Genomic DNA, 26,993 nt, shown 5'->3' on the forward strand with positions numbered 1-26,993 from the left:
CTAAGCTTAACCCGAACGGCGGAGGAACCGCGCCGGATGACGGATCCGATGGGTTGTCCCGCCCGCAGGGACCACGCTGATCGAGCCGTCGACCTCCAGAACAGCGATCTCCACATCCCGGACATCGGTTAGCCCATGCTCCCGCAACGCCGCCTCCAGGAGCGCTGGATCCAGCCCCTCCCGTCGAAGGTTGCGCTCCATCACCCGGCCGTGCAGCACCAGCAGGGTGGGCGTTCCTTCCAACAATGTCTGCAACGGTCGCCACCGGAGACGGAGCTGCGCCACAACGACGTTTAGGGCCAGCAGAACCCCCGCCGCCAGGATCCCCCCGCTCAGCGAGGTGTCCGGCCCGACCATCGCGTTCTGGACCGCATTGGCCAGCAACAGGAGCATGACCAGATCGAAAAGGGTCATCTGGCCAATTTCTCGTTTTCCGCTCAGGCGCAGGCCGATCAGGACGGCCAGATAAACGGCGGCAGCGCGGATTCCGATCTCCCATGCGGGCACCATGAGATTCAGCATATCCGCCTCCTACCCCAGCGGCAGGATCAGCGTGAAACAGCTCCCTTCCCCGGCCCGACTCTCCACCTCCAGGCGCCCTCCATGGGATTCCACGATGATCCGGGCGAGAAACAACCCCAGTCCCAGGCCGGGGCGACCTTCCTGGCTTCCTCGATAGAACGGCTCGAAGAGGCGCTGCATGTCTTCCGGCGGGATCCCCGGCCCAGTATCCTGCACCTGGATCCACACCTCCCGGTTACGAACCTCCGTGCGAAGGGTCACCCATCCGCCGGCTGGCGTGAACTTCAGGGCGTTATCCACCAGGTTCCCCAGCGCCTGGGCCAGCCGCTCCGGATCTACCTGGAGCGTCGGAAGGTCCGGCGGGATCTCCTCCCGCCAGTGCAGGGCGCGCTCTTGAGCCATTCCGGCCCAGAGGGCCGCGTGCTCCCGAAGCCATGGCCCCAGCGCCAGGGGACGCCGGTGCAGTGAGAGCGGGGCCGTTGTGTGGCGATAGATCTGGGCCATATCCTCCAGCAGCCGGGCCAGCTCTCCGGTCACCCGTGACATCCCTTGCAGCAACTCCTGCCGAAGGTCTGGCGCTTCGATGGCGCCCCCCTGGAGTGCGTGAAGAGCAGCCTGCAACGCGCCGATCAGCCGGCCGAACTCATGGACCGTGCTCCTCAACAACAGGCGGCGGGCTTCCTCCAGCTCCGCCCGCCGGATCTGAAGGCGGTTGAAGGTCCAGATCAGGCGACGAACCTCCTGGGGTCCGCTTTCGGGCAACGTGACCGCAGGCCCTTCCAGCGGGGCCTCCGCCATCGCGCGGGCGACCTGCTGGAGCGGACGGCCAAGGGATTGGACCAGGATCCAGCCGAACAACCCGCTCAAAGCCAGCCCTATCCCCAGCGTGCCCAGCACCAGATGACGAACCTGGCGGAACCCTTCGGTGACGTCCGGCAGGCGGCGTAGCAGCCGCACATACCCCAGGCGAGTCCCTTGGTCGCTAGTCACCGGGACCAGGACATCCAGGACGACATCGGGATCTGTCCCCCGCAAGGTGGCCTGCCAGACGATCTCTCCCTGCCGAGCCCGTTCGAACAGCGGTCCCCCGGCGGAGGATCCCGGGGCGGATGGTGCCTCCTCCGGCGCCGCCAGCAAACGGCCAGAAGCGTCCAGCAACAGCACCTGGGTGGGCCGCCGGATCGCCAGCGCCTGTAGAAACGCCTGCGCCGCCTCCGGATCCGTCCAGATCTCCGGGCGAACCAGTCCCAACCGCGCGATCAGGATCCCCTGATCTTCCATCTCCTGAGCCAGGGAGGGGAGCAGCACGCGCTCCTCCACCAGCTCCGTAAGCGCCAGCCCCAGGATCGGAGCGACCAGAAGGAAGGGAAGCAGCATGCTGACCAGGAGACGGGAACGGAACGTGCCGAGCATCCGGCACCCCCTTATCCCTGAGGGACGAGCTTATAGCCCACCCCTCGAACGGTGACGATCCGCCGGGGATGTTCGGGGTCCTCTTCGATCTTCTCCCGAAGCCATCGGATATGCACATAGAGCGTCTCCGACTGGCCGGCGTATTCCGCCCCCCAGACTTGCGTCAGGAGCGTTTCGGTGGGCAGCACGCGGTTCGGAGCCAGAGCGAGGGTGTAAAGGAGATCAAACTCTTTCGGTGTAAGGGAAACCGACCGGCCGGCCACCGTGACCATCCGGGCGGCCGGGTCGATGACCAGATCCCCGACCGCCAGCGGCGATGGAGCAGGGGAAGCGGCCGCGGAGGACGATCGGAGCCGCCGTAGGACCGCGCGGATACGGGCGATCAGGACATCCGTGTCGAAGGGCTTGGTGATGTAGTCATCGGCCCCCAGCTCGAGCCCCACCACCTCATCCAGCTCCCGCCTTCGGGCCGTGAGGAAGATCACCGGAAGCCCCAGGATCTCCCGGAAGCGTCGCAGCGCCTCCAGCCCATCCATCCCCGGCAGCCCGATGTCCAGAAGGACCACATCGGGCCGCTCCCGGGCGGCGATGGCCAGCCCCTCTTCTGCACTGGCCGCCGTGTGAACTTCAAAGCCTGCCTGCTCCAGACTGAAGGCCAGGCTGCGACGCAGCAGATCGTCATCATCAATCAGAAGGATCCGGCCTCCCATCGATCCATCCCTTCCTGTATCGAACGGATCTCCGTCATCCTTGCCTATTTTAATCCCCAACGCCCCCGACTCCCCTCAATAGAAAAGGGTGGCCAGGATGGACACCGCGATCGGCAAAATTCCGGCCTCGGCAGCCCTGCCTGCCCCTCGCTCCCTTGAGGGGAGCTAATGAGCTCGCCCTGCTCTCCTGCAGACTTGAGCCCTGGCTTTGCTCACCCCTCCCCACGCCCCGAATCCGGGGCGAGGAACGTCCAGACGGTGCCTAAGCCAGCGCACCACGAGTTCCGCTTCCCCAAAATGGACCGTTTGGGTGCCTCCGAAATGGCCCAAATAGGGGATGACAGAAGCCCCCGATTTCCACAAAATCAACAGCAACCCGAACGGCAGAGCCTATGAGCGTCGTGCTTTGAAGGGTTTCGGGGGCGATGTGGGGGCCGAAGGCCCTCGGATCGCCCCCGAACAATTTTTCTGAAAGGGGGGGAGAGGCCATCGCCTTCCGGACTGGCTTCCGTTCCCTCGATCTCCACATCGCTGGGCAAAGCGCTCGCACACATCTGGTCGATCGGAGGTGGGGGGTGGAGGGGTTCGCCTACCACGAACGGGACGCATGTGGGATTGGCCTGCTGGCCCGGCCCGGAGGTCCAGCGGACCACACCCTGTTGTCCATGGCGCTCCAGGCCCTGGATCGGATGTCCCATCGAGGGGCCACCGCTGATGACGGGCTGACCGGGGATGGCGCAGGGGTGCTCACGGCGCTCCCCCGTCGGCTGCTCCGCCGCTTCCTGGAAGCCCAGGGGCTCCATCTGCCCGATATGGGGCGTCTGGCCGTGGTCATGGGTTTCCTCCCGGCAGAGCTCCACGCTCAGGGGGAAGTCCGGGCGATCCTGCAAGCCGCCCTCACGGATGGAGGATTCCGTCTCCTGGCCTGGCGCCCGGTCCCCATCCGTCCGGAGATTCTAGGGCCCCGGGCCCGCTCCACATGCCCTGCCATCCTCCAGGCCTTGCTGGCCGATGAGCGCGGCGACACCCCGGAGGGGATCGACCGCCGCCTGTATCGCGCTCGCCGTCAAGCCGAACGGGCCGCGGCCGCTCGGGGGATTTCCCTCTACATCGCCTCGGCCTCCTGTCGCACCCTCGTATACAAAGCGCTGGTGCTGGCCCGGGACCTCCCGCGTTTCTATCCCGACTTAGCGGATCCCGACTTTGAGACCGATTTCGTCATCTTCCATCAGCGGTTCAGCACCAACACCCTGCCCGCCTGGGAGCGGGCCCAGCCCTTCCGGACCCTTTGCCACAACGGGGAGATCAATACCCTCCAGGGGAACGTCAACGGCATGCGCGCCCGGGAGGCGGCGCTGGCCTCGCCCTTTTGGGGAGAGACGATCGAAGATCTGCGGCCGATCATCCAGCCGGGCGGCTCCGACTCCGCCATGCTGGACAACGTCGTCGAGTTCCTGATCCACTCCGGCTACGACATCCGGCATGCCCTGCGCATGCTGATCCCCGAGGCGTGGGAGAACTCCGTGGATCTCGATGAGGCCGCCCGGGGGTTCTACGCTTACCACCAGGGTCTGATGGAGCCGTGGGACGGCCCGGCAGCGGTCCTGTTCACGGACGGCCGTTTCGTGGGCGCGCTGCTCGATCGCAACGGCCTGCGCCCGCTCCGAGTCGTGCGCACGATCGATGGCCTGCTCTACTGTGGGTCGGAGATCGGCGCGCTGGACGTTCCACCGGAGCGTATCCTGAAGCTGGATCGCCTCGGACCCGGCCAGATGCTGACCGCAGACCTCCGGACCGGACGGGTCCAGGATCACCCTGCGCTCCTGAGGGAGCTCAGCGCCCAGCGCCCCTACGCGGAATGGGTCCGCCGTCATCGGGCGCGCCTATCGAAACCCCCTCAGGCTCCTGCGCCTCCGGACCCTGACGTCCTTCTTCGACGGCAGATCGCCTTCGGATACACCGCCGAGGAACTGGCGTTGATCCTCCGCCCCATGGCCCGCGCGGGCCAGGAGCCAATCGGTTCGATGGGTGATGACGCGCCGCTGGCCATGCTTTCCGGATGGCCCCGGCCGCTCTACAACTTCTTTAAGCAGCGCTTTGCCCAGGTGACCAACCCGCCCATCGATCCCCTGCGGGAAACCCGGGTGATGTCCTTAACGGTGCTCCTGGGGGAACGGGCCAATCTGCTGATGCCCGATGAGCAGGCCGCGCATCTCATCGAACTGCCCGGCCCGATCCTGACCCCGGCTCAACTGGAGGCGCTGGAACATCTCCCGGACCCCGCCTTCCGATCTGTTCGATTGCCTATGGTGTGGCCGATCGCCGAAGGGCCGGCCGGCATGCAGCGGGCCCTGAAGGAGCTTTGCCAGGCCGCCGAACGGGCCATCGCGGACGGCTGCCGCCTCCTGATCCTGACCGACGAAGGGGTGGATCCCGATCACGCCCCCATCCCGGCTCTGCTCACCGTCGGCGTCCTCCATCATCACCTCATCCGGGTGGGTCAGCGCACTCGGGCGAGCCTGATCGTGGCCTCCGGAGAGCCCCGGGAGGTTCATCATTTCGCCTGCCTTCTGGGCTACGGGGCTTCCGCCATCTGCCCCTATCTGGCGATCGAGACGGTGACCGCGATGGCCGCCCGGGAGCGGGAAGGAGGGCGGTCCGAAACCCCTGAAGAGGCCGTGCGCCACTATATCCAAGCGATCGAGAAGGGCCTGCTCAAAGTCATGGCCCGCATGGGGATCTCCACTCTGGACGCCTACACCGGCGCCCAGATCTTCGAGCTCATTGGCCTGCGCCCGGAGGTGGTGGAATGGGCTTTCGAAGGCACTCCAGGAGTGTTCGGGCCTGTCGGCCTGGCGGAGATCGCTCAACGGGCCCAAATCTGGCACCAGGCTGCTTTCCGTGCGGAACGCCCGGAGCTCCCCTCCCCTGGCTTCTACAAGCATCGTGCGCGGGGGGAATTCCACACGCTGAATCCGGATGCCATCCGGGCGCTCCAGGAAGCGGTTCGCATGCCCGACGCCCTGGGGGAGGGTTTCCCGGAAGCCTATCGGCGTTATCAGGAATTCGCCCGCCACGCCCAGCGGGAGCCGGTGGACCTGCGGGATCGGCTGCGATGGCGGAGCGATCGCGCGCCGATCCCTATCGAACAGGTGGAACCGGTGGAAGCGATCCTGCGCCGGTTCTCCACCGCGGCGATGTCCCACGGAGCCCTCTCCCCGGAAGCCCATGAGACCCTGGCCATCGCTATGAACCGGCTGGGGCTGCGCTCCAATAGCGGCGAGGGAGGTGAGGATCCTGATCGCTACGGGACGGAGCGCAACAGCCGGACCAAACAGGTGGCCTCGGCCCGCTTCGGGGTCACGCCGTATTACCTGATCTCGGCGGAGGAGCTTCAGATCAAGATGGCCCAGGGCTCTAAGCCGGGGGAAGGCGGGCACCTCCCCGCCACTAAGGTGACGCCGGAGATCGCGCGCCTGCGTTTCGCCCAGCCGGGCATCGACCTGATCTCGCCCCCGCCCCATCACGATATCTACAGCATCGAGGACCTGGCCCAGTTGATCTACGATCTCAAGGCCGTCCATCCCCAGGCCCAGGTATCGGTGAAGCTGGTCTCCACTGCTGGCGTAGGGGTGATCGCGGCAGGGGTCGCCAAGGCGGGGGCGGATATCATCCTGATCAGCGGGCATGCGGGTGGGACCGGCGCCTCGCCGTGGTCTTCCATCAAGAACGCGGGGATGCCGTGGGAAATGGGGCTGGCGGAAGCCCACCGGATGCTGGTGGCCTGCGGGCTGCGGGATCGGGTGCGGCTGCGGGTGGATGGCGGGTTCCGCACCGGTCGGGATGTGGTGATCGCCGCCTTGCTGGGGGCCGATGAGTTCTCCTTCGGAACGGTCCCCCTGATCGTCCTGGGATGTGTGATGGCCCGCGTATGCCATCAGAACACCTGCCCCACCGGCGTCGCCACCCAGGATCCGGAGCGCCGGGCAAAATTCGCTGGCCGCCCGGAGCACGTGATGGCCTACTTCCGGATGGTGGCCTATGAGGTCCGGGAGATCCTGGCCGCGCTGGGCTATCGCCGTCTGGGGGATCTCATCGGGCGCACCGATCTGCTGGAGGCCCTGGACGACTCCGTGGATTGGGAAGCAGTGCTTCGCCCGGCGACGCCGCCTCCGGCAGTTCCCGCCGCCCCGCGCGTTGGATCCTTCGCCCTGAACGATCAGATCGTCCGGGACGCGATCCACGCCCTGATGGAAGGACGTCCGGCGCGCGGGATCTATCGCATCCGGAACATCGATCGCACGGTGGGGGCACGGCTGGCCGGGGAGATCGCCCGGCGTTACCGTGAGGCCGGTTTGCCCGAAGGCACGGTCACGCTGATGTTCATCGGCGAGGCCGGCCAGAGCTTTGGGGCCTTCGCCCATCGGGGCATGCGGTTGATCCTGATCGGCGCGGCCAACGATGGCGTGGGCAAAGGGCTGGGCGGGGGCGAGATCATCCTCCGCCCGCCCCACGACCTGCGGGATCCATCGCCGGTGCTCATGGGGAACGCGGCCCTCTACGGGGCCACCGGCGGGTGGCTCTTCGCAGCCGGCCGGGCCGGCGATCGGTTCGCCGTGCGCAACAGCGGGGCCTGGGCGGTGGTGGAAGGGGTGGGCGACCATGGGTGCGAATATATGACCGGCGGCGGTGTGGTGATCCTGGGCCCAGTGGGGGACAACTTCGGCGCCGGGATGACCGGTGGGGTGGCCTATGTGCTGGACGAGCAGGGGGAGCTGGAGCGGCGCTACAATCCACAACTTGTGCGGATTGATCCGGTGGAGCATGAAGACGAGATCGCTTTTTTGAGGGACGCCCTGAAACGGCACCAGGAGCTTACCGAGAGCCTACGGGCCCAGGAGCTGCTGAAGCGCTGGCCGGAGCCGCTGACACACTTCCGCCGGGTGTTGCCCAAGGGTCTGGCTCGCCCGCGGCTCCCGACCTTCGAGGCCCTTTCTACCCGCTCTCTCCGGCTTCCCATGGCCGTCATGCAGTTTTCGCGGTAGTGCTCCGTCCGCTTTGGATTCAGGGGTTTCTTGGGGGCGGTGGGGGCCTTCGGCCCCCCACCGCCCCCGAACGATTTTTTCTTCCCCTCCCTACGGCCCTCCGGGCCATAAAAGAAACTGGCCGCCTCATCCTCCGGCTCAGCCCTTTCCCGGATCCTGAGGCCGGGAGGCGTCGTGAAACGCCGGCAGGAAGAGGATCCCCATCCCCCATGACGACCCCAGCATCGCCAGGGCCGCGCCCATGCCGCCCCAGCGGGGGATCAGCAACGCGTTAAGGGCGAGATTCAGCGCGGTCCCGAAGAGGAAAGCCCGGAACAGACGATCCGATCGGCCCCGGGCGATCCAGATCGCTGAGCCCAGGCTGGAAAGGAAAGCAGGCGGCCATGCCCAGACCAGCCCCCGCAACATCGGGATCGCCGGCTGATAGGCGGATCCGAAGGGCAGACGGATCAGCGGATCCGCCAGGAAGGTCAGGCCCAGCGCGGAAAGGGCCGCGAGGCCCAGGAGGATCTTCAGCAACCGATGAGCCCTTCGCTCCGGGTGGGCCTCCATGGCCAGACGGGGAAGGATGGCGGTGAACAGAGCGTTGCTCAGCAACAGGCCGGCCTCATAGAAGCGATAAGCCAGGCCATAAAAGCCGGCCTCCACCGGCCCCCGCCATGTCAGCAGCATCAGGCTGTCCGCCCGCGCGTAAAGGGCACCGACGATCCCGAAGCCCAGCATCCGGAGGCCCTCCCGCAACGCCCCAGGCGCCCGCATCGGCTCCCCGCCGGACCGCCCGCTCAAAGGGGCGCTGAACCGATCGGCCATCCAGCGCAGCCCGATTCCATCCAGCACGATCATGCCCGCGAACCCCAGCCACAACGCCGTCCATCCATATCGGGCGGCCAGCGTCATGACGGTGAGGCCCACCGTTCGGGTGAAGAACAGCATGCCCGCAGCCCGTTCCAGGCGGCCGGCCGCCGTCAGACGCGTCCCCTGCCATGTCAGCCACGCCATCGGCAACAGCAGCGCGGTCAAAAAGGGAAGATCCCCCCGGATGGATGGGGGGACGTAATCCGTGAAAGAGAGGATCACCGCTATGGCGAGGATCAGCAGGACCCATCCGATCTGGATCAGGAGATAGAGGCGAACGCGGGGGCGATCGGCGCGGGCCAGGTCGCGCACCATCAGGGAGGATAAGCCGCTGCTCCCGGACTGGTGGGTCAGGATCAGCCAGGATTGAAGCACAGTGAACCGGCCGAAATCCTCGGGGCCCAGCCACCGGGCCAGCAACAGCGACTGAAGAAACCCCAGCGCCCGAGACCAGACCTGCGCAGCCCCCCAAAGAGCGGATTGAACCCACCATCCCCTCAGAGGGTGCAGGCCCTCATCGGGTCGAACGAGGAGCTGGGAGGACGAAAGCGGGGGAGTCGCAGGCGCTGGTCCTTCCAAAAGGATCTTCTCCGAAGGAGGCTTGGAGGTCGAGGAGAGCAGACGCCCACCCTCGATGGCAGCGTCGGGTTCCTGAACTTCTCCCCCCTCCCCACGGCCCATGGAGGCCGTGGGGAGGGGATGAAAGACTTCCCGAGGAAGCGAACGGCGCAACCCCTCTCCTATTTGGCGTCGCTGAACAGATACCCGGTGAAGCGTTCCAGCATCGAAACGCCGCGCACCTCGTTCTCCAGGAGCGGCGTCACCCCCCGCACCAGTCCGTCGAAAAGGGCCTCGATCTCCTGGAGATAGCGCGCCTGCATCTCAATGCGGTTGCGGACGAAATCAGGAGTGTTCTCGCCCAGGAACGAGCGATCGATCAGCCCGTTGACGATCACACCCCCTACCGGGATGCCGAAATCATGGAACCAGTTGATAAAGCGGCGGATCACCGCGATGGGCAGCGCCTCAGGTAAGGTCACGAAAAAGAAGGCGGTGAGCTCCGGGTCGGTGATCAGCCGGCGGGCCCGCTCCATTCGATCGCGGAAGCTGATCAGATAATCCATCAAGGGGTCCGGCTCCTCCTTCTTGGTAAAGGAAAGGAGCTTTCGAAGGGCCTGGGCTTCCTGGCGGGACTTGATCATCTTGTTCACCCAGAGGGCGTAGACCTTGGACATGCCGAGGAGCCGGCGGGCGTTGGCCGTGGGGGCGGTGTCGAACACATAGACCTCGTATTCGTCCCGGAACATCAGGTCGATCATGTTCTCGAACATCGCCGACTCCTCGAAGGCCGGGTTCATAGTGGCCGATTCCACGAACTCATCCGCCCTCGTGGAGATCTCGGCGAACTTCAGGAACCACTGGATCTTCTCCCGGATCTCCCGCTTGGAGCGCTCGATGGTATCTTTCGTGTCGATCTCATAGGCCCACAGGTTGGGCACCCCTGCTACCGGCGTCGGCTTCCCGAACACGTTCTGGTCGAGCAGGCCCGAGAGGCTGTGGACCGGGTTGGTGGAGGCGAGGAGGGTCCGCCGGCCCCGCCGGGCGAACCAGAGAGCCGTGGATCCTGCCATCACCGTCTTCCCCACCCCACCTTTCCCGCCAAAGAACACATACTTTAAGCGGGGATGCTCCCGCAGGAAATCGATCATCGTCTTCTCGATCCGGATCATTCCCTCTCTCTCCTCGAAAGGATCGATTTCAGGCCACCTCATTTCCGAAGAGCAGATCCGCCACCCGCGCGATCATATCCAGGCCGGTCACATCCCGTTCCAGCTCGGGGACATACGCCAGGACCTGCTGGCCGAAGCGGGCGCGGATCTCCTCCAGATGCCGGCGCTGCATCTCGATGCGGTTGCGCAGATACTCCGGGATGTTCTGGCCCAGCAGCTCCACCGGAAGCACCCGATTGACCACATAACCCGAGATCGGCACGTCAAACCGACGGAACAGCTCCGCCGCCTTGATGGTGTCCAGGATCACCAGCTCCTCGGGGATGAGGACGAAGAAGAAGGCCGTCTTCCGGCTGTCCGTGAGGATGCTGGAGGACATATTGATGCGCTGTCGGATATACTGGAGCTCCTCCAGGATACGGTCTTCCTCGGTTTGCTGACGGCGGATGCGGGCCACCATCTCCTCGTATTCCCGCATCTCCTCCCGCAGCTTCGTGATCTTGGTGATCCACTCGTCATAGACCTTGGCCATGCTCAGGTAATACAGGGCGTGCCCCAGAGGGACGAGGTCGTAAATGTAATAGTCATAGCGGCCCTCGACCACGATATCCACCACGGCGTCGAAGATAGCACTCTCCTCCATCGCCGGCTCCGCCGAGGCCGCCTGGATGTAATCCTCAATCTCCTGAGGCACCTGATCCAGGCCATACATGTCCATGATCTTGCGCCGGATCTCCTCCTGGTACTCCTTGATCCGACGATCGGCATCGATCTCCTGGGCCCAGAGGTTCGGCATAATCTCCACCGGGCCTTTGCCGAAGATGTCTCGCTGGAAGATATCCGAAAGGCTGGCCTGAGGATCGACCGAGAAGACCAGAACCTTGTAACCCTGCTTGGCCAACCAGTAAGCGGTGGCGGCGGAGAAGGTCGTCTTCCCCAAACCGCCCTTGCCGCCGAACATGATGTAGCGGCGCTCAGGATTCTCCCGGATCAATCGGGCCAGCGCGGTCCCCATTCCCGTTTCACCTCAAAGGATTTTTGAGAAAGCCAGGAAGATATAAAGCTGGGCGTTACGCCGTTCGCTTCCCCCGGGGGAGGCGAGTTAGAACATCGCGTCCGCGACATCCCGCTCCCGCAACATGCGGCGCTTCCAGGTGCTGATCTGGGGCACCACATAGGGCAGAATGCGCAGGCTGTAATAGGGCGGCAGGATGGGGACCCCGATGAGATCGCCCATGGTGATCAGGATGAACAGATGCTCCATGCTCGCCCGGGTGCGAAGCGCATAGCGGGCCATATCATGGGCCGCCATACCATATGTCAATTCCTGAACAAAATTCATCACCCGGCGCACCAGGCTTTCCCGCGGCTTTTGCTCCGTCATGGCGTTCCCCCTCCTCATCTCAGTATCAGTAATGGAAATTACAAAGCTGGCTTCCTCCCGGATTTGGGGGCAGAGCCAGGCGCTGAAGGCATCCGGCTCCAACCCCAAGAGGCGGGATCATCCTGCCCAGGCCATTGCGCTTCCAACGGCGTAACTCCTCCAAGTAAATCCCACAACGCCGTGGGCGATTTCAGGCGTCGAGTGCAATCCGATCCCCTTCGGGAGGGAAGCGGGCCATGTCCCTCCCCATAGCCTCTAGGGCCCTGGGGAGGGGAAAACATTTTTGGGCTGTGGCGCCGCCTTCGGTGACGCCCCAGCCCCGAAACCCGCATGATGGCTCGGAAACTGCATATGGCGCACAGCTTTTCCCCGACGGATTTTTGGGCCTTCGCCCATGCAGGACGAGGAGACGATCCGGCGCCATGGCTTCCCCACGAAGGCGAACTCACAGCCCATGCAGATGATACTCGTGCTCGTCGATGAATTCCCGCTCCCTCAGCACCCGGCGTTTCCACGTGTTGAGGACAGGAACCACATAGGGCAACAGACGCAGGCTGTAATAGGGTGGCATAATGGGGAGGCCGATGAGATCGCCGAAGAGGGCAGCGATGAAGAGGTTCTCACTGGCAGCTCGCATCTCCAAGAGATGCTGCACGACGTCATAGGCGGCGAATCCATAAAAGAATTCCCGAAACGCCTGCCGCCAGGCTCGCCACCGTTCCCCAAGCCGCATCCGGAGCAGCAACATATCCCGGCCCTTATGGCGTTTAACTACAATCTATATTATATAAAAATCAGAGTGCATGGGCCAGGGCGCGAATAGCGCCCCCTATGCAACGGATCCAGTCGGACTACCTCTGGGGTCCCTTCTCTCTCCCCAAGGCCTCGTGGGCCTGAGGGAAACACTTCAACGCTCCGGGATTCTCTTCGATGACCCGCCCGGCAGGATCTCGTATTTTGTCCAGCGAATTCCTGGAGATGGGCAAGAGCCACCCTCAGCGGCCTCCCGCCCAACCCGAATGAAACCCTTAGGGCTCCAACCAGACCTCCACGCTCGTTCGATGGAAATCCCCTGCGAAGGCCGGGCTGGGATCGCGCACCACCACCCGGCCTGGCCCGGATCGCGATATCCGATAGGGGATCTCCACCCGGAAGGGAGCTGGGTGGCCTGGATCGGCTGCATCCAGAGTGATCGTGCGGGCACCCAACAGATCCCCTTCCTCATCTAAGAGCTCCGCCACGAGGGTCTGCTCAAAACGGGCAACTCCTATTCCCTGAACCACAACCACCCCACCCCGAATCCGCTGCGCTATGACCGGATGCTGGATGAGAATCCGCTCCCGGGATGGCGGGGGCGGCCGGAGCTCGCTGGGCCCTCCAGGGATCAGGAGGATCCCCGCCGTGCTCAGATGAGTGATCCCTCCATCCCGCGGGCTCGTCGCATAAACCTGAAGGAAGGCCTGTCGCTCGCGATCCACTGCGAATGGGATCTCAACCTCGAAAGGGCCCCGCTTTCCCACATCGGAAGCGATGATGACCGGGCGCTCGATCCAGGGCTCTTCCGCATCGTCGAGAACGAGCCGGACGATCAGGTGCTGCTCAAAAGTTGGATCGGCGATGCCAGCGATGCGCAAAGGACTGGCCACCCGGGATCCCGGGCCGGGTTGCAGAATCCAGATCGCCTCTTCCGGCCATCCGTCAAAAGAGGAAGGCGAGGGTGGGGGAACACGGGTCAGGGCTGCCGAGGACGGGGTGGCAACCGGGGTTGCGGAGTCCTTTCCGGGAGCAGAAGCCCTGGGGCTTTCCACCGTAGCAGGGCTGCAGGCGGATATGAGCCCGACGAACATCAGCGCGAACAGGATCTTGGTGAGAGGCATTTCGGATCTTCTGAGGGTGAGCCTCGCATTTTGTCGGCGCAGGAGGTAGAAAGCGGGGCACACCGGATTCATTTCACCAGTTTACAACGGGCCGGCCTCAGAGGCCAGCCCGGCCTGCATGGAGCAGGTGGCTTCGCTACCCCCAACCCCAGGTTGGCAATCGGACAAATTGAGTTTTCTAACAGCTCCAGGTATGATATAACAAATAATGAAGATACGGATCCATCCCGATGGACGACCCGTCCCTGGAGTTAACGGCTTTGTTTCCCCAGCTGGAATCATTGAAGGGCCGGGCGGCTGAGCTGGAGCAGGCCCTTGAGCGGCTCCGCTGGGTTCATGATTTGCTCCAGCAAGTGGATCGAGCGTGGGCGACGGAATCCCCCATAGCCCACGCGCTAAGAGCCGTCCAGCGCGCCTTTGAGGCCGATGCCATCCTCTTCGTCCAGCTGGATTCCCAAGGACGTCCGGCACGCTGGTGGCAGGCCGGATGGGAAACGATCTCCGCGGATGATCCCCGGGCGCCCTTTCAAATCCTCCTGGATGCGAGCTGGGCGACGCAGGGAGGTACCCCCCGTATTCTTTCTCTTTCCGAAGCGATGCTCCCCGCCGGCCAGCTGCTGGCCCGATCCGCCCTGATGGTGCCGCTGAGGGATCCCTGGGGGAACGAGGGCTTGCTGGCCCTTTTCCGGCAAAGCCCGGAGGGTTTCCCGGAAGAAGCTTGTGATCTGGCCGGGGCGGCAGCGGAGCCGCTGGCTGTGCGCCTCTACTCCCTTCACGCCCTGGAACAGCAACGCCATCTGAACCGGGCGGTGACGCTCCTCTTTCGGGTGGCTCGGATCATGGCCTCCAGCCCAGAGCTCCCCGTTACCCTACCCCAGGTCGTCCGCATCATCCGTGAAGAAACCGGCTGGCCCCAGGTCGCTATCCTGGCCCACGAGCCGGCGACCCAGCGCCTGTGCGTTATGGCCTGGGAGGGTTATAGCGCGACGGCCGATCTCGGCCGCTGCCATATCCCGGTGGATCAGGGGATCACCGGGCGGGCCTTCCGGACCGGAGAGCCTCAACGGGTCCCGGATGTCTCTCTGGATCCAGATTATGTGGTGGGAGATCCCGCCACCCGGTCTGAACTGGCCGTTCCGATCTTCGCCGGGGAGATGCCCTGGGGCGTGCTGGATGCCCAGAGCCCAGAGCGTTACGCTTTCACGCCCGACGATGAGACGCTGATGCTGGCGGTGGCGGGGACCATCAGCATCGGCCTGGAAGCCGCCCGGGTTTACGAACGGGTCCAGAAGGAACGGGCTCAGGTGGGCTTGGAACGGGACCGGCTCATCGCCTTGTATGAGGGTTACCTGGCCCTCCAGCAACATGCGGATCCTGTGCAGGCACTAACCGAGGCGGTGAAGATCTTCCCTCGATTGGGATGGCGAGCAGCGCGCTGCCGCGTGCTCGATGAATTCGGAAAGCCCCCTGTGATGGCGGAAAGCGTTCCGCCTCCTTCGTTCCCTCCCCTGGACCTGGAGCCCTGGCTCCGGAACGACCCCCGTCTGGAACGCTATCGATGGCGCGGTCGGTTTTACCGCCTCCCGACGGACGATCCAGAGATCCGCGCCGGGTTTCAGAATGGGGGGAAAGCTCCGATCCCGCGGGTGGCCCTCCCACTTCCAGATGCCACCGGGCGCCTGCTGGGGCTGGTGGAACTGGAAACTCCCGATGAGAGGGAGGATCTGGAAGGATCCCTGTTGCGACCAACGGAGCTTCTAACAACGCTGTTGGCGATCTCCTTCGATCGCGGACGTTTGCTCCGGCGCTATGAGCAACGCCTGCGGGAGCAGACCATGCTCTACCGGGCCGTGAGCGCCCTGTTACGCTCCGACGAGCCCGGTCCGATCCTCACCGAGATCACTGCCGCCCTCTGCGAGGCCCTGGATGGAACGAGCGCATATTTCGTCGCAGTGGATCCCGGACGCCGAACGGCATGGGTGGCGGCCGAGTATTACGCCGAAACCGCTAATCCGATGGAACGGATCTCTGATCTGGGTGTGATCTATTATGAAGAGGAAGTCCCGCTCGAATGGATGGCCATTCGGGAGCGTCAAATCCAGACGCTGTATGCGGACGACCCTCCGGATGCCTATGAAGAGGAGCGTGCCATCCTGCGGCGCTATGGCGGGTGGTCCGTGCTGATCATTCCGATATTCGCTCAGGAGGAGCCCCTCGGAGTGGTGGAGGTTTGGGACAGCCGGCGACGCCGTGAATTCGATGCGGGGGAGCGGGCTCTGGCCCAGGCCATCGCCCAGCACGCCGCCATCGCGCTCCAGCGGGCTCGCCTGTATGAGCAACTCCAGCAGGTCAACCGGCGTCTGGAGGCGATCTTCTTCACCGTGGAGGATGGCCTCATCCTTCTGGATCGGAACGGACGGATTGTCCAGATCAATGCCGCAGCCCAACGGCTGATGGCCGGGGCGGCGCTCTCACCGGAGCGTTCGCTGGCGGATCTCCTTCGCCAGCTGCGGCATCGGTCCTCAGAGGCTGCCCGCACCATGACCCGATGGATACGCCGGATCCGCCGGGAGGCCGCATCGGGTTTCCGTATGGAGCTCTCTCTTCCTCTGAAGGATTCCACCCACTGGTTCGCCCTGATCTGCACCCCGGTCCAGGATAAGGATCCACTGGGAGGGGGATGGCTGCTGGTTCTCCGGGACATCACGGCGGAACGGGAGCGGGATCGATTGCAGGAAGAGATGATCCGGATGCTGATGCACGATCTGCAAAACCCCCTGGGGCCCATCCATCTCGCCCTGGAGGAGCTGGCCACCTACTCGGAGCTGAGCCCCTCTGCGCGCTCGCTGATCCGCACCGCTTTGCGAGGGCTGGGACGTCTTCAGAATCTGATCAGCAACCTGCTGGATCTCGCCCGCCTCGAGTCCGGGCGCTTGCCCATCGAGCAGGAGCCCGTGGACCTCGGAGGGCTGGTGGAGGAGGCGGTGGAGGAATGGGATCCGGTGTTCCAGCGCCAGAGGCTTCGCGTGACGGTGGAGGTCGCCCCGAAGTTGCCACAGGTGTGGTTGGATCGACAGCTGATCTCCCGCGTGCTCTGGAACCTCCTCTCGAATGCCACAAAGTTCGCGCCGACCGGGGGCGAGATCCGGATTCGGGCTTATCCCCAGGGAGAGATGGTGGTCCTCGAGGTCTTCAACAGCGGCTCTTATATCCCGCCGGACCAACGGCAACGGATTTTTGAGCGTTTTGCCGCTTTACCGGGTCGGGGCGGATATGGGCTGGGCCTCGCTTTCTCCAAGCTGGCCGTGGAAGCCCACCGCGGGCGCATCGAAGTGGAAAGCGACGCCAGCGGGACCACTTTTGTGATCCGCGTGCCGATCCGTCCTTCCCCTCTCGTATGAAGGGCTCCACGGCTTGAGCCGAGCATGCCTTGCTCCTGTCCCCGGCTTTTCAGCTGCAGACACCGTCGGAGCCCGCCGGCGAGGAGCAGGGCTGAGGACTCGATTGTGGAGCCAGGCACCTTCCGCGCCCAGTTCCACTCTCCCGACGTCTCCAGCCAGTGTGGCAACGAACCCGCATGGCTTCCCTTCTATGTCTCCTCGAAGAGGTCTTTTCCCCTCCTTGTCCCACAGCCTGAAATCGCAGGGGAAGAGAGAGCGATTCGAAGAGCCGAAGCGACGCCCTGGCTATAGGAAGCGCCTCTGGCACTCCATCCCTTCATCATGTAAACTTAGGCATTAGGCCATAGAGGGAAAGTGTCCGGCGGCAAGCATAGCGTTCCCTGCCGGGGATTTTGGGTTGGATCGAAGGAATGAGGCAGCGAACATGACATCGTGGGTAGGGATCTTTGATTCCGGGGTGGGCGGGCTGGCGGTGTGGCAGGAGTTCGTCCGTCTGGCCCCTGAGGCCCCCACCCTGTATGTGGCCGATCAGGCCCACGTCCCCTACGGCCCCCGGCCGCCGGAGGAAATCCGGCGCTTTGCGGAGGCCATCACGCGGTTCCTGCTGGATCAGGGGGCCCGCCTGATCGTGGTGGCCAGCCATACCATCTCGGCGGCCGCCCTCTGGCCACTGCGGGAGGCCTTCCCCCGCGTTCCCTTCGTAGGCATCGAACCGGCTGTGAAGCCGGCAGCGGCCCAGACCCGCACGGGGGTGATCGGCGTGCTGGCCACTTCCGGCACCCTCAACGGCCCTCTCATGGCCCGTGTCGTGGAACGATTCGCCCAACAGGTCCAGGTCATCCGCCGGGTTTGCAGCGGATGGGTGGAGCAAGTCGAGGCGGGCCTGCTGGAAGGTGAGGAAGCGGAGGCCCAGATCCGCCATCATCTCGATCCGGTGGTCCGATCAGGCGCGGACGTGCTGGTGCTGGCCTGCACCCATTACACATTCCTGGCCCCCCTGATCCGCCGCGTGGCCGGGCCGGGGATCTCCCTGGTGGATCCCGCGCCGGCCGTCGCTCGACGAGCGGCGGAGATCTGGCGGGCGCAGATTCAGGAAGGGAGGGAGGCCGCTCCCAAGGGGGCCCGGGGCGGGCTCCACGCTTTCTTCACCACCGGTGATCCCCAGCGCTTTCAGGAGCAGCTCCGCCAGTTGATCGGCCGGGATGGCCCGGTGGAACGGCTCCGCTGGGATACAGAAGGCGCCCTTCGGGAAGCCACGGGCTGAGCCGGCTTTCCGCCGAGGCGCTCCCCACCATCTGGCGGCCTGTCTTTCTAGGCCCCACTTCTGACCCTCAAAGATTCCCAGCCAGCAGGATCTCGGGCGCGCATCTCGGCTTCCGCGCCCTCACGGGCGGGCGTTTATCTGAAATCGAACATACCGTGGCGATCTTCCCCCTCTCCATCGGGGATCTGGGGAATCGTCCCTACCCCCTCCCGCCGCTTCCCCGCATGGGGAGGGGATGGGAGGAGCAGGAACGACGGAGTGGGCGATCTCGTCGTTTCCAGAAACACCGGCTTACGATAGAGCAGGATCGATCACGCACAGCAAGGGAGCGGGAATGAGCTTGATCTTGGCCCTTGTCCTGACCTTTGTGCTGGCCGCGATGGCTCCCCGGCTTCACGGCCTCCTGCGGGAGGCTTCGGGATGGGTCCTCGCGCTGTGGCCGCTGGCCTGGACGATCTACTTGGGAGGCCTGACCGGGCGGATCACTCAGGGGGACCCCTTGTATATCCGCTATCCCTGGATGCCTCAACTGGGGGTGAGCCTGTCTTTCTATGTAGACGGGCTGGGGTTGCTGTTTGGGTTGCTGATCAGCGGCATCGGCGCTCTGGTGCTGATTTACTCCGGAGGCTACTTGAAGAAGCATCGACACCTCGGGCGGTTTTACCTTTTCATCCTTTCGTTCATGGGGTCGATGCTGGGGTTGGTGCTGACCGGGAACCTGATCGCCCTGTTCGTGTTCTGGGAGCTGACCAGCCTGAGCTCGTATTTTCTGATCGGCTTTGAGCACGAGCGGGAGGAGGCGCGGCAGGCGGCGCTGCAGGCCTTGCTGGTGACCGGCATCGGAGGCCTGGCCCTCCTGGCTGGCCTGTTGCTGCTGGGGGAGGCCGGAGGGACGCTGGAACTCACAGTGTTGCTGGAACGGGGGGAGGCTCTTCGGGCGAGCCCATACTACCTGCCGGCGCTGATCCTCATCCTGGTAGGGGCCTTCACGAAATCCGCTCAGGTTCCCTTCCATTTCTGGTTGCCGAACGCAATGGAGGCGCCGACGCCGGTCAGCGCCTATCTCCACTCGGCGACGATGGTGAAGGCGGGGGTCTATCTGCTGGCCCGCCTGAGCCCCGCGCTGGGGGGCACCGCCGCGTGGCAGATCGGGGTGACCGGAGGCGGCCTGGCCACAATGGTGCTGGGGGCGATCATGGCCCTGGGCCCATCCGACCTCAAGCGGATCCTGGCCTATTCCACCGTGAGCACCCTGGGGGCGCTGACGTTCCTGCTGGGTCTGGGGACTCCGCTGGCGGTGAAGGCAGCCATGACGCTGCTGCTGGCCCACGCGCTGTATAAAGGAGCGCTGTTCCTGGTGGCCGGTGCGGTGGATCACGAGACTGGCACCCGTGACGTGTGGAAGTTAGGCGGGCTGGGTCCGTCTATGCCGATTACGGCAACCGCAGCCGGGATGGCCGCCCTCTCCATGGCCGGGCTACCCCCATCTCTGGGCTTCATCAGCAAGGAGCTGCTCTACGAAGCCCAGCTCCATGCCCTCCATCTCCCTGCCCTGCTCGCTGGGGCCGGCGTGCTGGCCAGCGCGCTGCTGGTGGCTGTGGCCGGCGTCGTCGGCCTGCGCCCCTTCTTCGGGCATCCGGTCCATCGGACAGGGCATCTCCATGACCCGCCCCCATCGCTATGGCTGGGGCCGCTCCTGCTGGGTGGAGCAGGGATCGCCCTTGCCATCGCGCCCGACATGGCCGCCAGCCCCCTGACCACCGCCGCCGTCAGCGCGGTTCTGGGAAAGCCCACGGTTGTGGAGCTCCGACTCTGGCACGGCCTCAATCCGTCCCTCGCTCTGAGCGCCCTCACGGTGCTCGCAGGGGCTGGCCTCTACGCCGCCCAGCCCTTCCTTCTCGATATCGCCGCTCGGGCCCGCCTGAAGGAATGGGCGGCCCGCTGGGGACCTCAGCGCGGATACGAACGGATGCTCCAGGGCCTAAACGCCCTGGCGACGACGCAGACCCGTCTGTTGCAGAGCGGGTTCCTGCGCTTCTATTTGATGATCATCATCCTCACCACGATTGCCCTCGTTGGATCCACCATCGCCATCCGCGAGCCGCTGTCCCGATGGATGGGACGGATCGTCGATGCTCGCCCCTACGAACTGATGATCGTTGTGCTGATGGGTCTGGCCACCCTGATGGCCGTGCTCACCTCCTCCCGACTGGCCGCCGTCGCCGCCCTGGGCATCGTCGGCTACGGCGTGGCGCTGCTGTATATGCTCTTCGGCGCGCCGGACTTGGCGATGACTCAATTCGCCGTCGAGACCTTGACGGTGATCCTATTGGTCCTGGTGGTTTACCGCCTGCCCCGGTTCACCCGCCTGTCGGGCCGCCCCGCCCGCCTGCGGGACGCGGCGCTGGCCCTGGCCGCGGGGGGGATGATGACCGCGTTGATGCTGATGGTGCTATCGGCGCCGCTGAAGTCGAGGCTGGCCCCCTTCTTCGCCGCCAACAGCCTGACCCTCGCTAAGGGACGGAACGTGGTAAACGTCATCCTGGTGGACTTCCGGGCCCTGGATACCCTGGGCGAGATCACCGTGCTGGCAGTGGCAGCCATCGGGGTCTACGCGCTGCTCAAGCTGCGCATGGAGTGAAAGAGGAGATGATCTCCCTGATCCTATCCACCGCAACCCGTTATCTGTTGCCCCTGCTATTGTTGTTCTCGGTTTTTGTGCTGCTGCGAGGGCACAACGAGCCCGGGGGCGGGTTTGTAGGCGGGCTGGTGGCCTCCGCCGCTCTGGCCCTGTATTCCATTGCTTACGGCGTGGCCGCCGCGCGCCGGATGTTACGGATCGACCCCCGCGCCCTGATCGGCGTCGGGCTGCTGATCGCCATCGGCAGCGGATTGCTCTCCATGGCCCGAGGTCTCCCCTTCCTGACCGGCCTCTGGGTCGAGCGGGAGCTGCCGCTGCTGGGGAAAGTTGGAACGCCTCTGCTCTTCGACGTGGGCGTGTTCCTGGTGGTGATCGGAGTGGTGTTGACGATCATCTTCGCCCTCTCCGAGGAGTGAAGCGATGGACATGGTGCTGGCGATCGTCGTCGGCGGGCTGTATGCTGCGGGGCTGTATATGATGATGCGGCGGAGCATCGTCAAGTTGATTATCGGGCTGGGCCTGCTCAGCCACGCATCCAATCTCCTGATCTTCACACTGGGTCGCCTGATGCGGGGCCGCCCCCCTCTCATCGCCCCTGGCGCTGAGGCGCTGGCCGAACCCTACGCGGATCCCCTGCCCCAGGCCCTGATCCTCACCGCGATCGTGATCGGATTCGGGGTCCAGGCCTTCGCGGTGGTGCTGATCAAACGGGTCTATCAGATCGTGGGCACCGACGATCTCGATCAAATGAAGAGCACGGACGAGCTATGAGGGACCTTCTGCTGGTTCTACCGTTGCTGATCCCGCTCTCAACCGCGGTGATCGGGCTGCTGTTCTGGAGCAGGCCCCACCTGCAGCGAGCCCTGGCGACCGTGGGGGCCGGGCTGCTGCTGGCCTCTGGGCTGGGATTGCTGGTCTCCGTCCGACATGGCGGCATCCACACCGTTCAGGTCGGAGCCTGGCCCGCGCCCTTCGGCATCACCCTGGCGGCGGATCTGTTCAGCGCCATCATGGTGGTCCTCACCGGTCTAATCGGCCTCGCCGCCGTCCTCTACTCCCTAGGGAGCATGGATGCCCATCGGGAGCGCTTCGGCTATTATCCGCTCGTTCACATCCTGCTGCTGGGGGTCTGCGGCGCCTTCCTGACCGGGGACATCTTCAACCTGTATGTCTGGTTCGAGGTGATGCTGATCTCCTCGTTTGTGCTGATGGCCCTGGGCGGGGAACGCGCCCAGCTGGAGGGCGCCATCAAATACGTCACCCTGAACCTGATGTCCTCCGCCCTGTTCCTGGCGGCCGTCGGCGTCCTCTACGGCATCGCCGGCACGCTGAACATGGCGGACCTCTCCAAGACCCTTCGTGCTACCCCGCGCCCGGATCTGGTCCTAGCACCCGCTATGCTGCTGCTGGTCGCCTTCGGCATCAAGGCGGCCATCTTCCCCCTCTTCTTCTGGCTCCCCGCCTCCTACCACACCCCACCCGTGGCGGTGTCCGCCCTCTTCGCAGGGCTCCTGACCAAGGTGGGGGTCTACGCCATGATCCGCGTGTTCACCCTGCTGTTCGACCATCACGCCCACAGCGCCCATCTCATCATCCTCGTGGCATCTGGCCTCACGATGGTCACCGGGGTGCTGGGGGCGGTGGCCCAGAACGAACTCCGCCGCATCCTGTCCTTTCATATCATCAGCCAGATCGGATACATGATCATGGGATTAGGGCTATTCACCCCCATCTCGCTGGCCGGATCGATTTTCTATATCGCTCATCACATCATCGTCAAGACCAATCTTTTCCTGATCAGCGGTCTAGTGTTCCAGCTACAGGGCTCTTATCAGTTGAAGCGGCTGGGGGGGCTTTACCGGAAACATCCCGGGCTGGCGGCGCTGTTCCTGACCCCTGCCCTGTCGCTGGCGGGAATGCCGCCCCTTTCAGGCTTCTGGGCGAAGTTGATCCTGGTGAAGGCCGGGTTGGAGCTCCAGCAGTATCTCATCGTGGCCGTCAGCCTGATGGTCAGCCTCCTCACCTTGTTCTCCATGCTCAAAATCTGGAACGAGGCGTTCTGGAAGGCCGCGCCGGCGGAACACTCCGCTTCTCTTTCCCGAGGGACCCAGCTGGCCCTCTTCCTGCCCGTGCTCGGCCTGGCGGCCATCACGCTCTGGATCGGCCTGATGCCTGAGCCGCTCTTCTCCCTTTCGGAACAGGCAGCGCAACAGCTGGTGGATCCCACTGAGTATATCCGCCGAACGCTGGGGGAGTAAAATGAGCACGCTGTTGTTGAACCTTATCCTGACGCTGATCTGGGTCGCGCTAACTGGCCAGTTCGCCTTCGAGAACTTCGCCTTCGGTTTTGCGATCGCCTATCTGTTGCTGTGGCTGACCCAGCGCCCAGAGGAGTCTTACTCGTATTTCAGGAAAATCCGGCAGGTGTTAGGGTTTGCGATCTTCGCCCTATGGCAGATCGTCCAGGCGAACCTGCAGGTGGCCTATATGGTCTTGAGGCCCGGCCACCAGATCCAGCCGGGTGTGATCGCCATCCCCCTGGACGCCCGGACCGATGAAGAGATCACCCTGCTGGCCAACCTCATCACCCTCACCCCGGGCACATTGAGCCTGGACGTGTCGTCGGATCGGCTGGTGTTGTATGTGCATACGATGCACATCGGCGAGAGCCCGGATCGGTTCCGGAAGAAGATCAAAGAGGGATTCGAGCGACGGGTGCTGGAGGTGCTGCGATGACCCTGGAAGTTATGGCCTTTCCCGGGGCCCTGTCGATCCTCAGCCTGGCGATGGCGCTGGCCTTCCTTCGCCTGATGCGAGGTCCCAGCCTGCCCGATCGCGTCATCGCCCTGGATCTGATCGCCACCCTGGCGGTCGGTATGATCGTCCTCTACGCGATGGCGATCGATCAGCCGGTTCTCCTGGACGTCGCCCTCGCCCTGGCCCTGCTGTCCTTCCTGGGCACCGTCGCCTTCGCCCGCTATCTGGAACGGAGCTACCGGCCATGAGGGAGATCCTCAGCCTCGTCCTGATGGCCATCGGCGCGGCCTTCATGCTGATCGCCGGGATCGGCCTGCTGCGGATGCCAGATCTCTACACCCGGATGTCGGCCACCACCAAGGCCACCACCATGGGAGTGGGATCCATCCTGCTGGCCGCCGCCGTCCATTTCGGAGAGCCGGCGATTGTGGCCCGCGCCTTGGCTGTCATCGCCTTCGCACTGCTGACCTCCCCTGTCGCCGCCCATATGATCGGCCGCGCTGCGTATTTCACAGGGGTCCCTCTCTGGAGGGGAACCGTGATCGATGAGCTGCGCGGCCGCTACGATCGCCGCACCCACGCCCTGGAATCCATCCGCTTCCCCGAGCTGGAACGCCGCCTCGCCGATCTCCAGGTCTACCGGCTGCGGGTTCCCTCCGAATCCGCTGTGATCGGTAAGACCCTGGCGGAAATCGAATTGCGGAAGCGATATAACGTCACCCTCCTGGCCATCTTCCGGGGCGCGCACGTCATCGCCAACCCCGAAGGGGATGTGCAGCTGCTGGCTGGGGATGAGCTGATCCTGATCGGTTCTCACGAGCGGCTGCGGGAGGCGATGGACCTTATCTACCAGTCCAGCTGAGGAATCGGAGCGGCCCTTTCCCTAGCCGGGTTCCCGCGGGAAGCCGGTTGCGGACGGACAACGATGGCGATGGGCGCACTGCACATCGAGGAGACAACCGAGGACGGGCTCCCCGCCCTGCGCGTGGAAAACGGCCCTCTGGCCTTGACGATCATCCCTGCCCTAGGCGGGAAGATCGCCGCCTGGGAGGACCGACGCCGGGGCCTTTCCTGGCTGTGGCGGAACCCCTATCTGCCCTGGCAGCCTCCATCCCCAGGGGCCAGCTACGTTCAGGAATTCGATCTGGGCGGCTGGGATGAATGTTTTCCTGCCATCGCCCCCGGACCATATCCCGCCGATCCCTGGGCGGGAACCCCTATCCCCGATCACGGGGAGCTCTGGTCCCAACCCTGGGAGATCCAGGCTCGGATCGAAGAAGAGAAGCTCCTCATCGTCACCGGCGTTCTGGAAGGTCGTTCGCTCCCCTATCGCTTCGAGCGCGCCCTGATGCTGGAGGCCGATCGCCCCGTGGTTCGGATCTGCTATCGGGTGCGGAACCGCGCCGAACACACCCTCTATTTCCTCTGGGCCGCTCATCCCCTCTTCCCCCTGATGCCCGGAACCCGCCTGCTCCTCCCCGGGCCGGCGACGGGGCGAGTGGCGACGGCCATCGGGGTTTCCCCCCAATCCACCTCCTTCTCCTGGCCACGGCTGCCGGTGGAAGGCGGCCTGCTGGACCTCCAGGAGCCTGATCCGGAAGGCGGATGGGCGTTGAAGCTCTTCCTCCGACCGGCTGCCGCCTGGGCGCGCCTGATCCATCCGACCGGCGCGTGGTGGGAGATCGGATGGCGAGGCCCGATCACCCACCTCGGCCTGTGGATCAACGCCGGCGGGTGGTCCGGGGCGGGCACGCCCCCCTACCGGAACCTCGCCTTGGAGCCGGCCATCGGAGCGCCCGACGATCTGGGCGAGGCGATGCGGGAGTGGGGCTTCTTCGGCCTGTTGCCCCCGCTCCAGGAGATGGAGTGGACCCTCCAGGTGACAGTAGGTTGATGAAGGGGGCGCATGGCTACGGCTGCACCACCACAGGGGTCCCGATGTCGGCCCAATAGTAAAGCTGCTCCGCGATCGGCGTCGGCAGGTTGACACACCCGTGGCTCATCGGACGGCCGAAGTTGTTATGCCAGTAAGTCCCATGCAGCGCATAGCCCCGGTAGAAATACATCACGTAGGGAACATTCGGCAACCGATAACCCGGGCCGGTCATGGTCTGAGCGCGCAGCTTGAGATAGATCCGAAAGGTACCGATCACCGTGGGCGTGCGGGGCCGCCCGGTGGAAACCTTCGTTTGCAGAATCGGGGTCTCTCCCTCATAGGCCGTCAGCTCCTGATCGCTGAGGTCCACCAGGATCCATCGTCCCGGAAACGGCGGCCCTTGCCACGGGGTCGGCGAGACCGCAGGGCGCGGACGGGCGGACATTGTTGCGGTCGGACGAGGGGTCCGCGTTGGGGCAACCCTTGGCGTTGGGGTAGGCGAAGACGGGAGGGTGGGACGGGGGGAGGGGGACGGAGTAGGCGTCGAAGTGGCGGGAGGCAAGGTGGCCGTCGGAGTGGGCCCCTCGGCGCGCACCTCGGAGATGGCATCCTCTGAGTCATCCCCTCGGAGATCCACCACGGCATCCGGAGTAGAATCTATCGCCATGGCCTTTAGGGGAGGAAGCTCTCCCTCCCCCTGAGACGTCCATGGATCAAGGGCACCCAATCCCCAGGCGATGAGGAAAACCGCCATCAGCACGGACAGCCCATAAAGAAACCCTACCCCGATCATCCATCGGGGCCAGCGGGCGGGAGGACGTCCCCGAGCGTTCGGGAAACGTCTTCGGATCCGCCGCACGACGGCGCGGATCGGGGGGGATGCCGGCGCCGCCGCATAGGCCTGGGCGGCCCACCACAGGGCTTCCTCTGGGGAGGCCGCCTGAAGCGCCCGTCGTGCCCATCGAAGGGCTTTTAGCTCTGGGGACCGCGCCGAAGCGCCCATCGCTCCCTCCTCGTTCGGAACAGGGCACAAGTGCCGTTCTTTTGGGAACGCTTGACGAGCCCTCGCTTCGCTCCGGGTCCAACGACAAACAAGGCCTTTTGTTTGTAGTAGGGCACGTAAGTGCCCGTTCAAGTGTAGTAGGGCACGTAAGTGCCCGTTCCCTTCAAGAACACTTAACGGCCCTACCACAAACAAAAAACACACGGGCACTAACGTGCCCTACTACAAACGAGTGCCCGTTCCCTTCAAGAACACTTAACGGCACTCACGTGCCAAACCTAATCGCACTGACGTGCCCTACCACAAACAAAAAACAAACGGGCACTAACGTGCCTTACTACAAACAAAAAACACACGGGCACTAACGTTGCCCTACTACAAACGGATGGACACTCAAAACGAGGACTTGGTCCAGTTATAAACTGGGGATTTGAGGAACCGAAGCTGGTCCGAAAGGCCATAGCCCCTCCCTCTCTTCCCCCTCCTCCCCACGGCCTATAGGCCGTGGGGAGGAG

21 protein-coding genes are annotated in these 26,993 nt (G+C 64.5%); 11 read left to right on the forward strand and 10 right to left on the reverse strand.

Features of this window, described 5'->3' with window-relative positions:
* Positions 1-6: 6 nt before the first annotated feature.
* The 3 genes from NZM16_RS01885 to NZM16_RS01895 are packed head-to-tail and all read right to left on the reverse strand — an operon-like array spanning position 7 to position 2,645.
* On the reverse strand, positions 7-522 hold the full coding sequence (locus tag NZM16_RS01885; protein WP_295448116.1) for a DUF421 domain-containing protein: 516 nt from the start codon (positions 520-522) through the stop codon (positions 7-9).
* A 9-nt stretch (positions 523-531) separates the two neighbouring features.
* Complete coding sequence (locus tag NZM16_RS01890; protein ID WP_295478135.1) at positions 532-1,935, reverse strand: HAMP domain-containing sensor histidine kinase; 1,404 nt, start codon at positions 1,933-1,935, stop codon at positions 532-534.
* Positions 1,936-1,946: 11 nt separating this feature from the next.
* Entirely contained in the window at positions 1,947-2,645 is a 699-nt protein-coding gene (locus tag NZM16_RS01895; protein WP_295448122.1) for a response regulator transcription factor, read from the reverse strand.
* A 575-nt stretch (positions 2,646-3,220) separates the two neighbouring features.
* Here NZM16_RS01895 and gltB point away from each other — a divergent pair.
* The gene (gene gltB, locus NZM16_RS01900; RefSeq protein ID WP_295478138.1) at positions 3,221-7,690 is read left to right on the forward strand and encodes a glutamate synthase large subunit; all 4,470 of its coding nucleotides are present in this window, start codon (positions 3,221-3,223) and stop codon (positions 7,688-7,690) included.
* A gap of 138 nt (positions 7,691-7,828) precedes the next feature.
* Here the strand turns inward: gltB and NZM16_RS01905 are convergent, their stop codons facing one another.
* The 6 genes from NZM16_RS01905 to NZM16_RS01930 form a co-directional block, all read right to left on the reverse strand.
* Positions 7,829-9,277 (reverse strand): oligosaccharide flippase family protein, encoded by a 1,449-nt coding sequence (locus NZM16_RS01905; protein WP_295478141.1) that lies wholly within the window; start codon positions 9,275-9,277, stop codon positions 7,829-7,831.
* 8 nt (positions 9,278-9,285) lie between these two features.
* The gene (locus NZM16_RS01910; RefSeq protein ID WP_295448130.1) at positions 9,286-10,275 is read right to left on the reverse strand and encodes an ArsA family ATPase; all 990 of its coding nucleotides are present in this window, start codon (positions 10,273-10,275) and stop codon (positions 9,286-9,288) included.
* Positions 10,276-10,303: 28 nt separating this feature from the next.
* Positions 10,304-11,290, reverse strand: a complete 987-nt coding sequence (locus tag NZM16_RS01915; protein ID WP_295448133.1) for a TRC40/GET3/ArsA family transport-energizing ATPase — start codon at positions 11,288-11,290, stop codon at positions 10,304-10,306.
* 87 nt (positions 11,291-11,377) lie between these two features.
* Positions 11,378-11,659 carry a hypothetical protein gene (locus NZM16_RS01920; RefSeq protein WP_295478144.1) on the reverse strand — a complete coding sequence of 94 codons (282 nt, stop codon included), beginning with the start codon at positions 11,657-11,659 and terminating at the stop codon, positions 11,378-11,380.
* A gap of 445 nt (positions 11,660-12,104) precedes the next feature.
* Positions 12,105-12,407: a hypothetical protein gene (locus NZM16_RS01925; RefSeq protein ID WP_295478147.1), complete on the reverse strand. Its 303-nt coding sequence runs from the start codon at positions 12,405-12,407 to the stop codon at positions 12,105-12,107.
* Between the two features lie 280 nt (positions 12,408-12,687).
* A complete protein-coding gene (locus NZM16_RS01930; RefSeq protein ID WP_295448142.1) occupies positions 12,688-13,536 on the reverse strand; it encodes a Gmad2 immunoglobulin-like domain-containing protein in 849 nt (282 codons plus the stop codon).
* A gap of 230 nt (positions 13,537-13,766) precedes the next feature.
* On the opposite strand from NZM16_RS01930, the gene NZM16_RS01935 reads away from it, so the two are divergent.
* The 10 genes from NZM16_RS01935 (at position 13,767) to NZM16_RS01980 (ending at position 25,493) form a co-directional block, all read left to right on the forward strand.
* Complete coding sequence (locus NZM16_RS01935) at positions 13,767-16,937, forward strand: GAF domain-containing protein (RefSeq protein WP_295478150.1); 3,171 nt, start codon at positions 13,767-13,769, stop codon at positions 16,935-16,937.
* Between the two features lie 424 nt (positions 16,938-17,361).
* Complete coding sequence (gene murI, locus NZM16_RS01940) at positions 17,362-18,201, forward strand: glutamate racemase (protein ID WP_295478153.1); 840 nt, start codon at positions 17,362-17,364, stop codon at positions 18,199-18,201.
* Between the two features lie 340 nt (positions 18,202-18,541).
* The gene (locus NZM16_RS01945; protein WP_366946157.1) at positions 18,542-20,842 is read left to right on the forward strand and encodes a putative monovalent cation/H+ antiporter subunit A; all 2,301 of its coding nucleotides are present in this window, start codon (positions 18,542-18,544) and stop codon (positions 20,840-20,842) included.
* An 8-nt stretch (positions 20,843-20,850) separates the two neighbouring features.
* Positions 20,851-21,258: a Na+/H+ antiporter subunit B gene (locus tag NZM16_RS01950; protein WP_295448154.1), complete on the forward strand. Its 408-nt coding sequence runs from the start codon at positions 20,851-20,853 to the stop codon at positions 21,256-21,258.
* 4 nt (positions 21,259-21,262) lie between these two features.
* Entirely contained in the window at positions 21,263-21,613 is a 351-nt protein-coding gene (locus tag NZM16_RS01955) for a Na+/H+ antiporter subunit C (RefSeq protein ID WP_295448156.1), read from the forward strand.
* Complete coding sequence (locus tag NZM16_RS01960; protein ID WP_295448159.1) at positions 21,610-23,100, forward strand: Na+/H+ antiporter subunit D; 1,491 nt, start codon at positions 21,610-21,612, stop codon at positions 23,098-23,100. Before NZM16_RS01955 ends, NZM16_RS01960 begins: the two co-directional genes overlap by 4 nt.
* Position 23,101: 1 nt before the next feature.
* Positions 23,102-23,578, forward strand: coding sequence for a Na+/H+ antiporter subunit E (locus NZM16_RS01965; RefSeq protein ID WP_295448162.1), 477 nt, complete (start codon positions 23,102-23,104; stop codon positions 23,576-23,578).
* Positions 23,575-23,847, forward strand: a complete 273-nt coding sequence (locus NZM16_RS01970) for a monovalent cation/H+ antiporter complex subunit F (protein WP_295448165.1) — start codon at positions 23,575-23,577, stop codon at positions 23,845-23,847. The genes NZM16_RS01965 and NZM16_RS01970 overlap by 4 nt, the downstream gene beginning before the upstream one ends.
* A complete protein-coding gene (gene mnhG / locus NZM16_RS01975) occupies positions 23,844-24,461 on the forward strand; it encodes a monovalent cation/H(+) antiporter subunit G (protein ID WP_295448168.1) in 618 nt (205 codons plus the stop codon). The genes NZM16_RS01970 and mnhG overlap by 4 nt, the downstream gene beginning before the upstream one ends.
* Positions 24,462-24,524: 63 nt before the next feature.
* A complete protein-coding gene (locus tag NZM16_RS01980) occupies positions 24,525-25,493 on the forward strand; it encodes a hypothetical protein (protein ID WP_295478156.1) in 969 nt (322 codons plus the stop codon).
* A gap of 16 nt (positions 25,494-25,509) precedes the next feature.
* On the opposite strand, the gene NZM16_RS01985 is transcribed toward NZM16_RS01980, so the two are convergent.
* Positions 25,510-26,478, reverse strand: coding sequence for a L,D-transpeptidase family protein (locus tag NZM16_RS01985; RefSeq protein WP_295478159.1), 969 nt, complete (start codon positions 26,476-26,478; stop codon positions 25,510-25,512).
* Positions 26,479-26,993 lie beyond the last annotated feature (515 nt).

The sequence above is a fragment of the Thermoflexus sp. genome, from assembly GCF_025055495.1.
Lineage (GTDB): Bacteria > Chloroflexota > Anaerolineae > Thermoflexales > Thermoflexaceae > Thermoflexus.

What these genes read in the sequence shown, in the direction of transcription:
- NZM16_RS01885 (WP_295448116.1), bottom strand. Translation starts at nt 522, where the DNA reads ATGCTGAATCTCATGGTGCCCGCATGGGAGATCGGAATCCGCGCTGCC.
- NZM16_RS01920 (WP_295478144.1), bottom strand. Translation starts at nt 11,659, where the DNA reads ATGACGGAGCAAAAGCCGCGGGAAAGCCTGGTGCGCCGGGTGATGAAT.
- NZM16_RS01955 (WP_295448156.1), top strand. Translation starts at nt 21,263, where the DNA reads ATGGACATGGTGCTGGCGATCGTCGTCGGCGGGCTGTATGCTGCGGGG.
- NZM16_RS01965 (WP_295448162.1), top strand. Translation starts at nt 23,102, where the DNA reads ATGAGCACGCTGTTGTTGAACCTTATCCTGACGCTGATCTGGGTCGCG.
- murI (WP_295478153.1), top strand. Translation starts at nt 17,362, where the DNA reads ATGACATCGTGGGTAGGGATCTTTGATTCCGGGGTGGGCGGGCTGGCG.
- NZM16_RS01930 (WP_295448142.1), bottom strand. Translation starts at nt 13,536, where the DNA reads ATGCCTCTCACCAAGATCCTGTTCGCGCTGATGTTCGTCGGGCTCATA.
- mnhG (WP_295448168.1), top strand. Translation starts at nt 23,844, where the DNA reads ATGAGGGAGATCCTCAGCCTCGTCCTGATGGCCATCGGCGCGGCCTTC.
- NZM16_RS01970 (WP_295448165.1), top strand. Translation starts at nt 23,575, where the DNA reads ATGACCCTGGAAGTTATGGCCTTTCCCGGGGCCCTGTCGATCCTCAGC.
- NZM16_RS01925 (WP_295478147.1), bottom strand. Translation starts at nt 12,407, where the DNA reads ATGTTGCTGCTCCGGATGCGGCTTGGGGAACGGTGGCGAGCCTGGCGG.
- NZM16_RS01915 (WP_295448133.1), bottom strand. Translation starts at nt 11,290, where the DNA reads ATGGGGACCGCGCTGGCCCGATTGATCCGGGAGAATCCTGAGCGCCGC.
- NZM16_RS01980 (WP_295478156.1), top strand. Translation starts at nt 24,525, where the DNA reads ATGGCGATGGGCGCACTGCACATCGAGGAGACAACCGAGGACGGGCTC.
- NZM16_RS01890 (WP_295478135.1), bottom strand. Translation starts at nt 1,935, where the DNA reads ATGCTCGGCACGTTCCGTTCCCGTCTCCTGGTCAGCATGCTGCTTCCC.
- NZM16_RS01910 (WP_295448130.1), bottom strand. Translation starts at nt 10,275, where the DNA reads ATGATCCGGATCGAGAAGACGATGATCGATTTCCTGCGGGAGCATCCC.
- NZM16_RS01985 (WP_295478159.1), bottom strand. Translation starts at nt 26,478, where the DNA reads ATGGGCGCTTCGGCGCGGTCCCCAGAGCTAAAAGCCCTTCGATGGGCA.
- NZM16_RS01960 (WP_295448159.1), top strand. Translation starts at nt 21,610, where the DNA reads ATGAGGGACCTTCTGCTGGTTCTACCGTTGCTGATCCCGCTCTCAACC.
- NZM16_RS01895 (WP_295448122.1), bottom strand. Translation starts at nt 2,645, where the DNA reads ATGGGAGGCCGGATCCTTCTGATTGATGATGACGATCTGCTGCGTCGC.
- NZM16_RS01935 (WP_295478150.1), top strand. Translation starts at nt 13,767, where the DNA reads ATGGACGACCCGTCCCTGGAGTTAACGGCTTTGTTTCCCCAGCTGGAA.
- NZM16_RS01950 (WP_295448154.1), top strand. Translation starts at nt 20,851, where the DNA reads ATGATCTCCCTGATCCTATCCACCGCAACCCGTTATCTGTTGCCCCTG.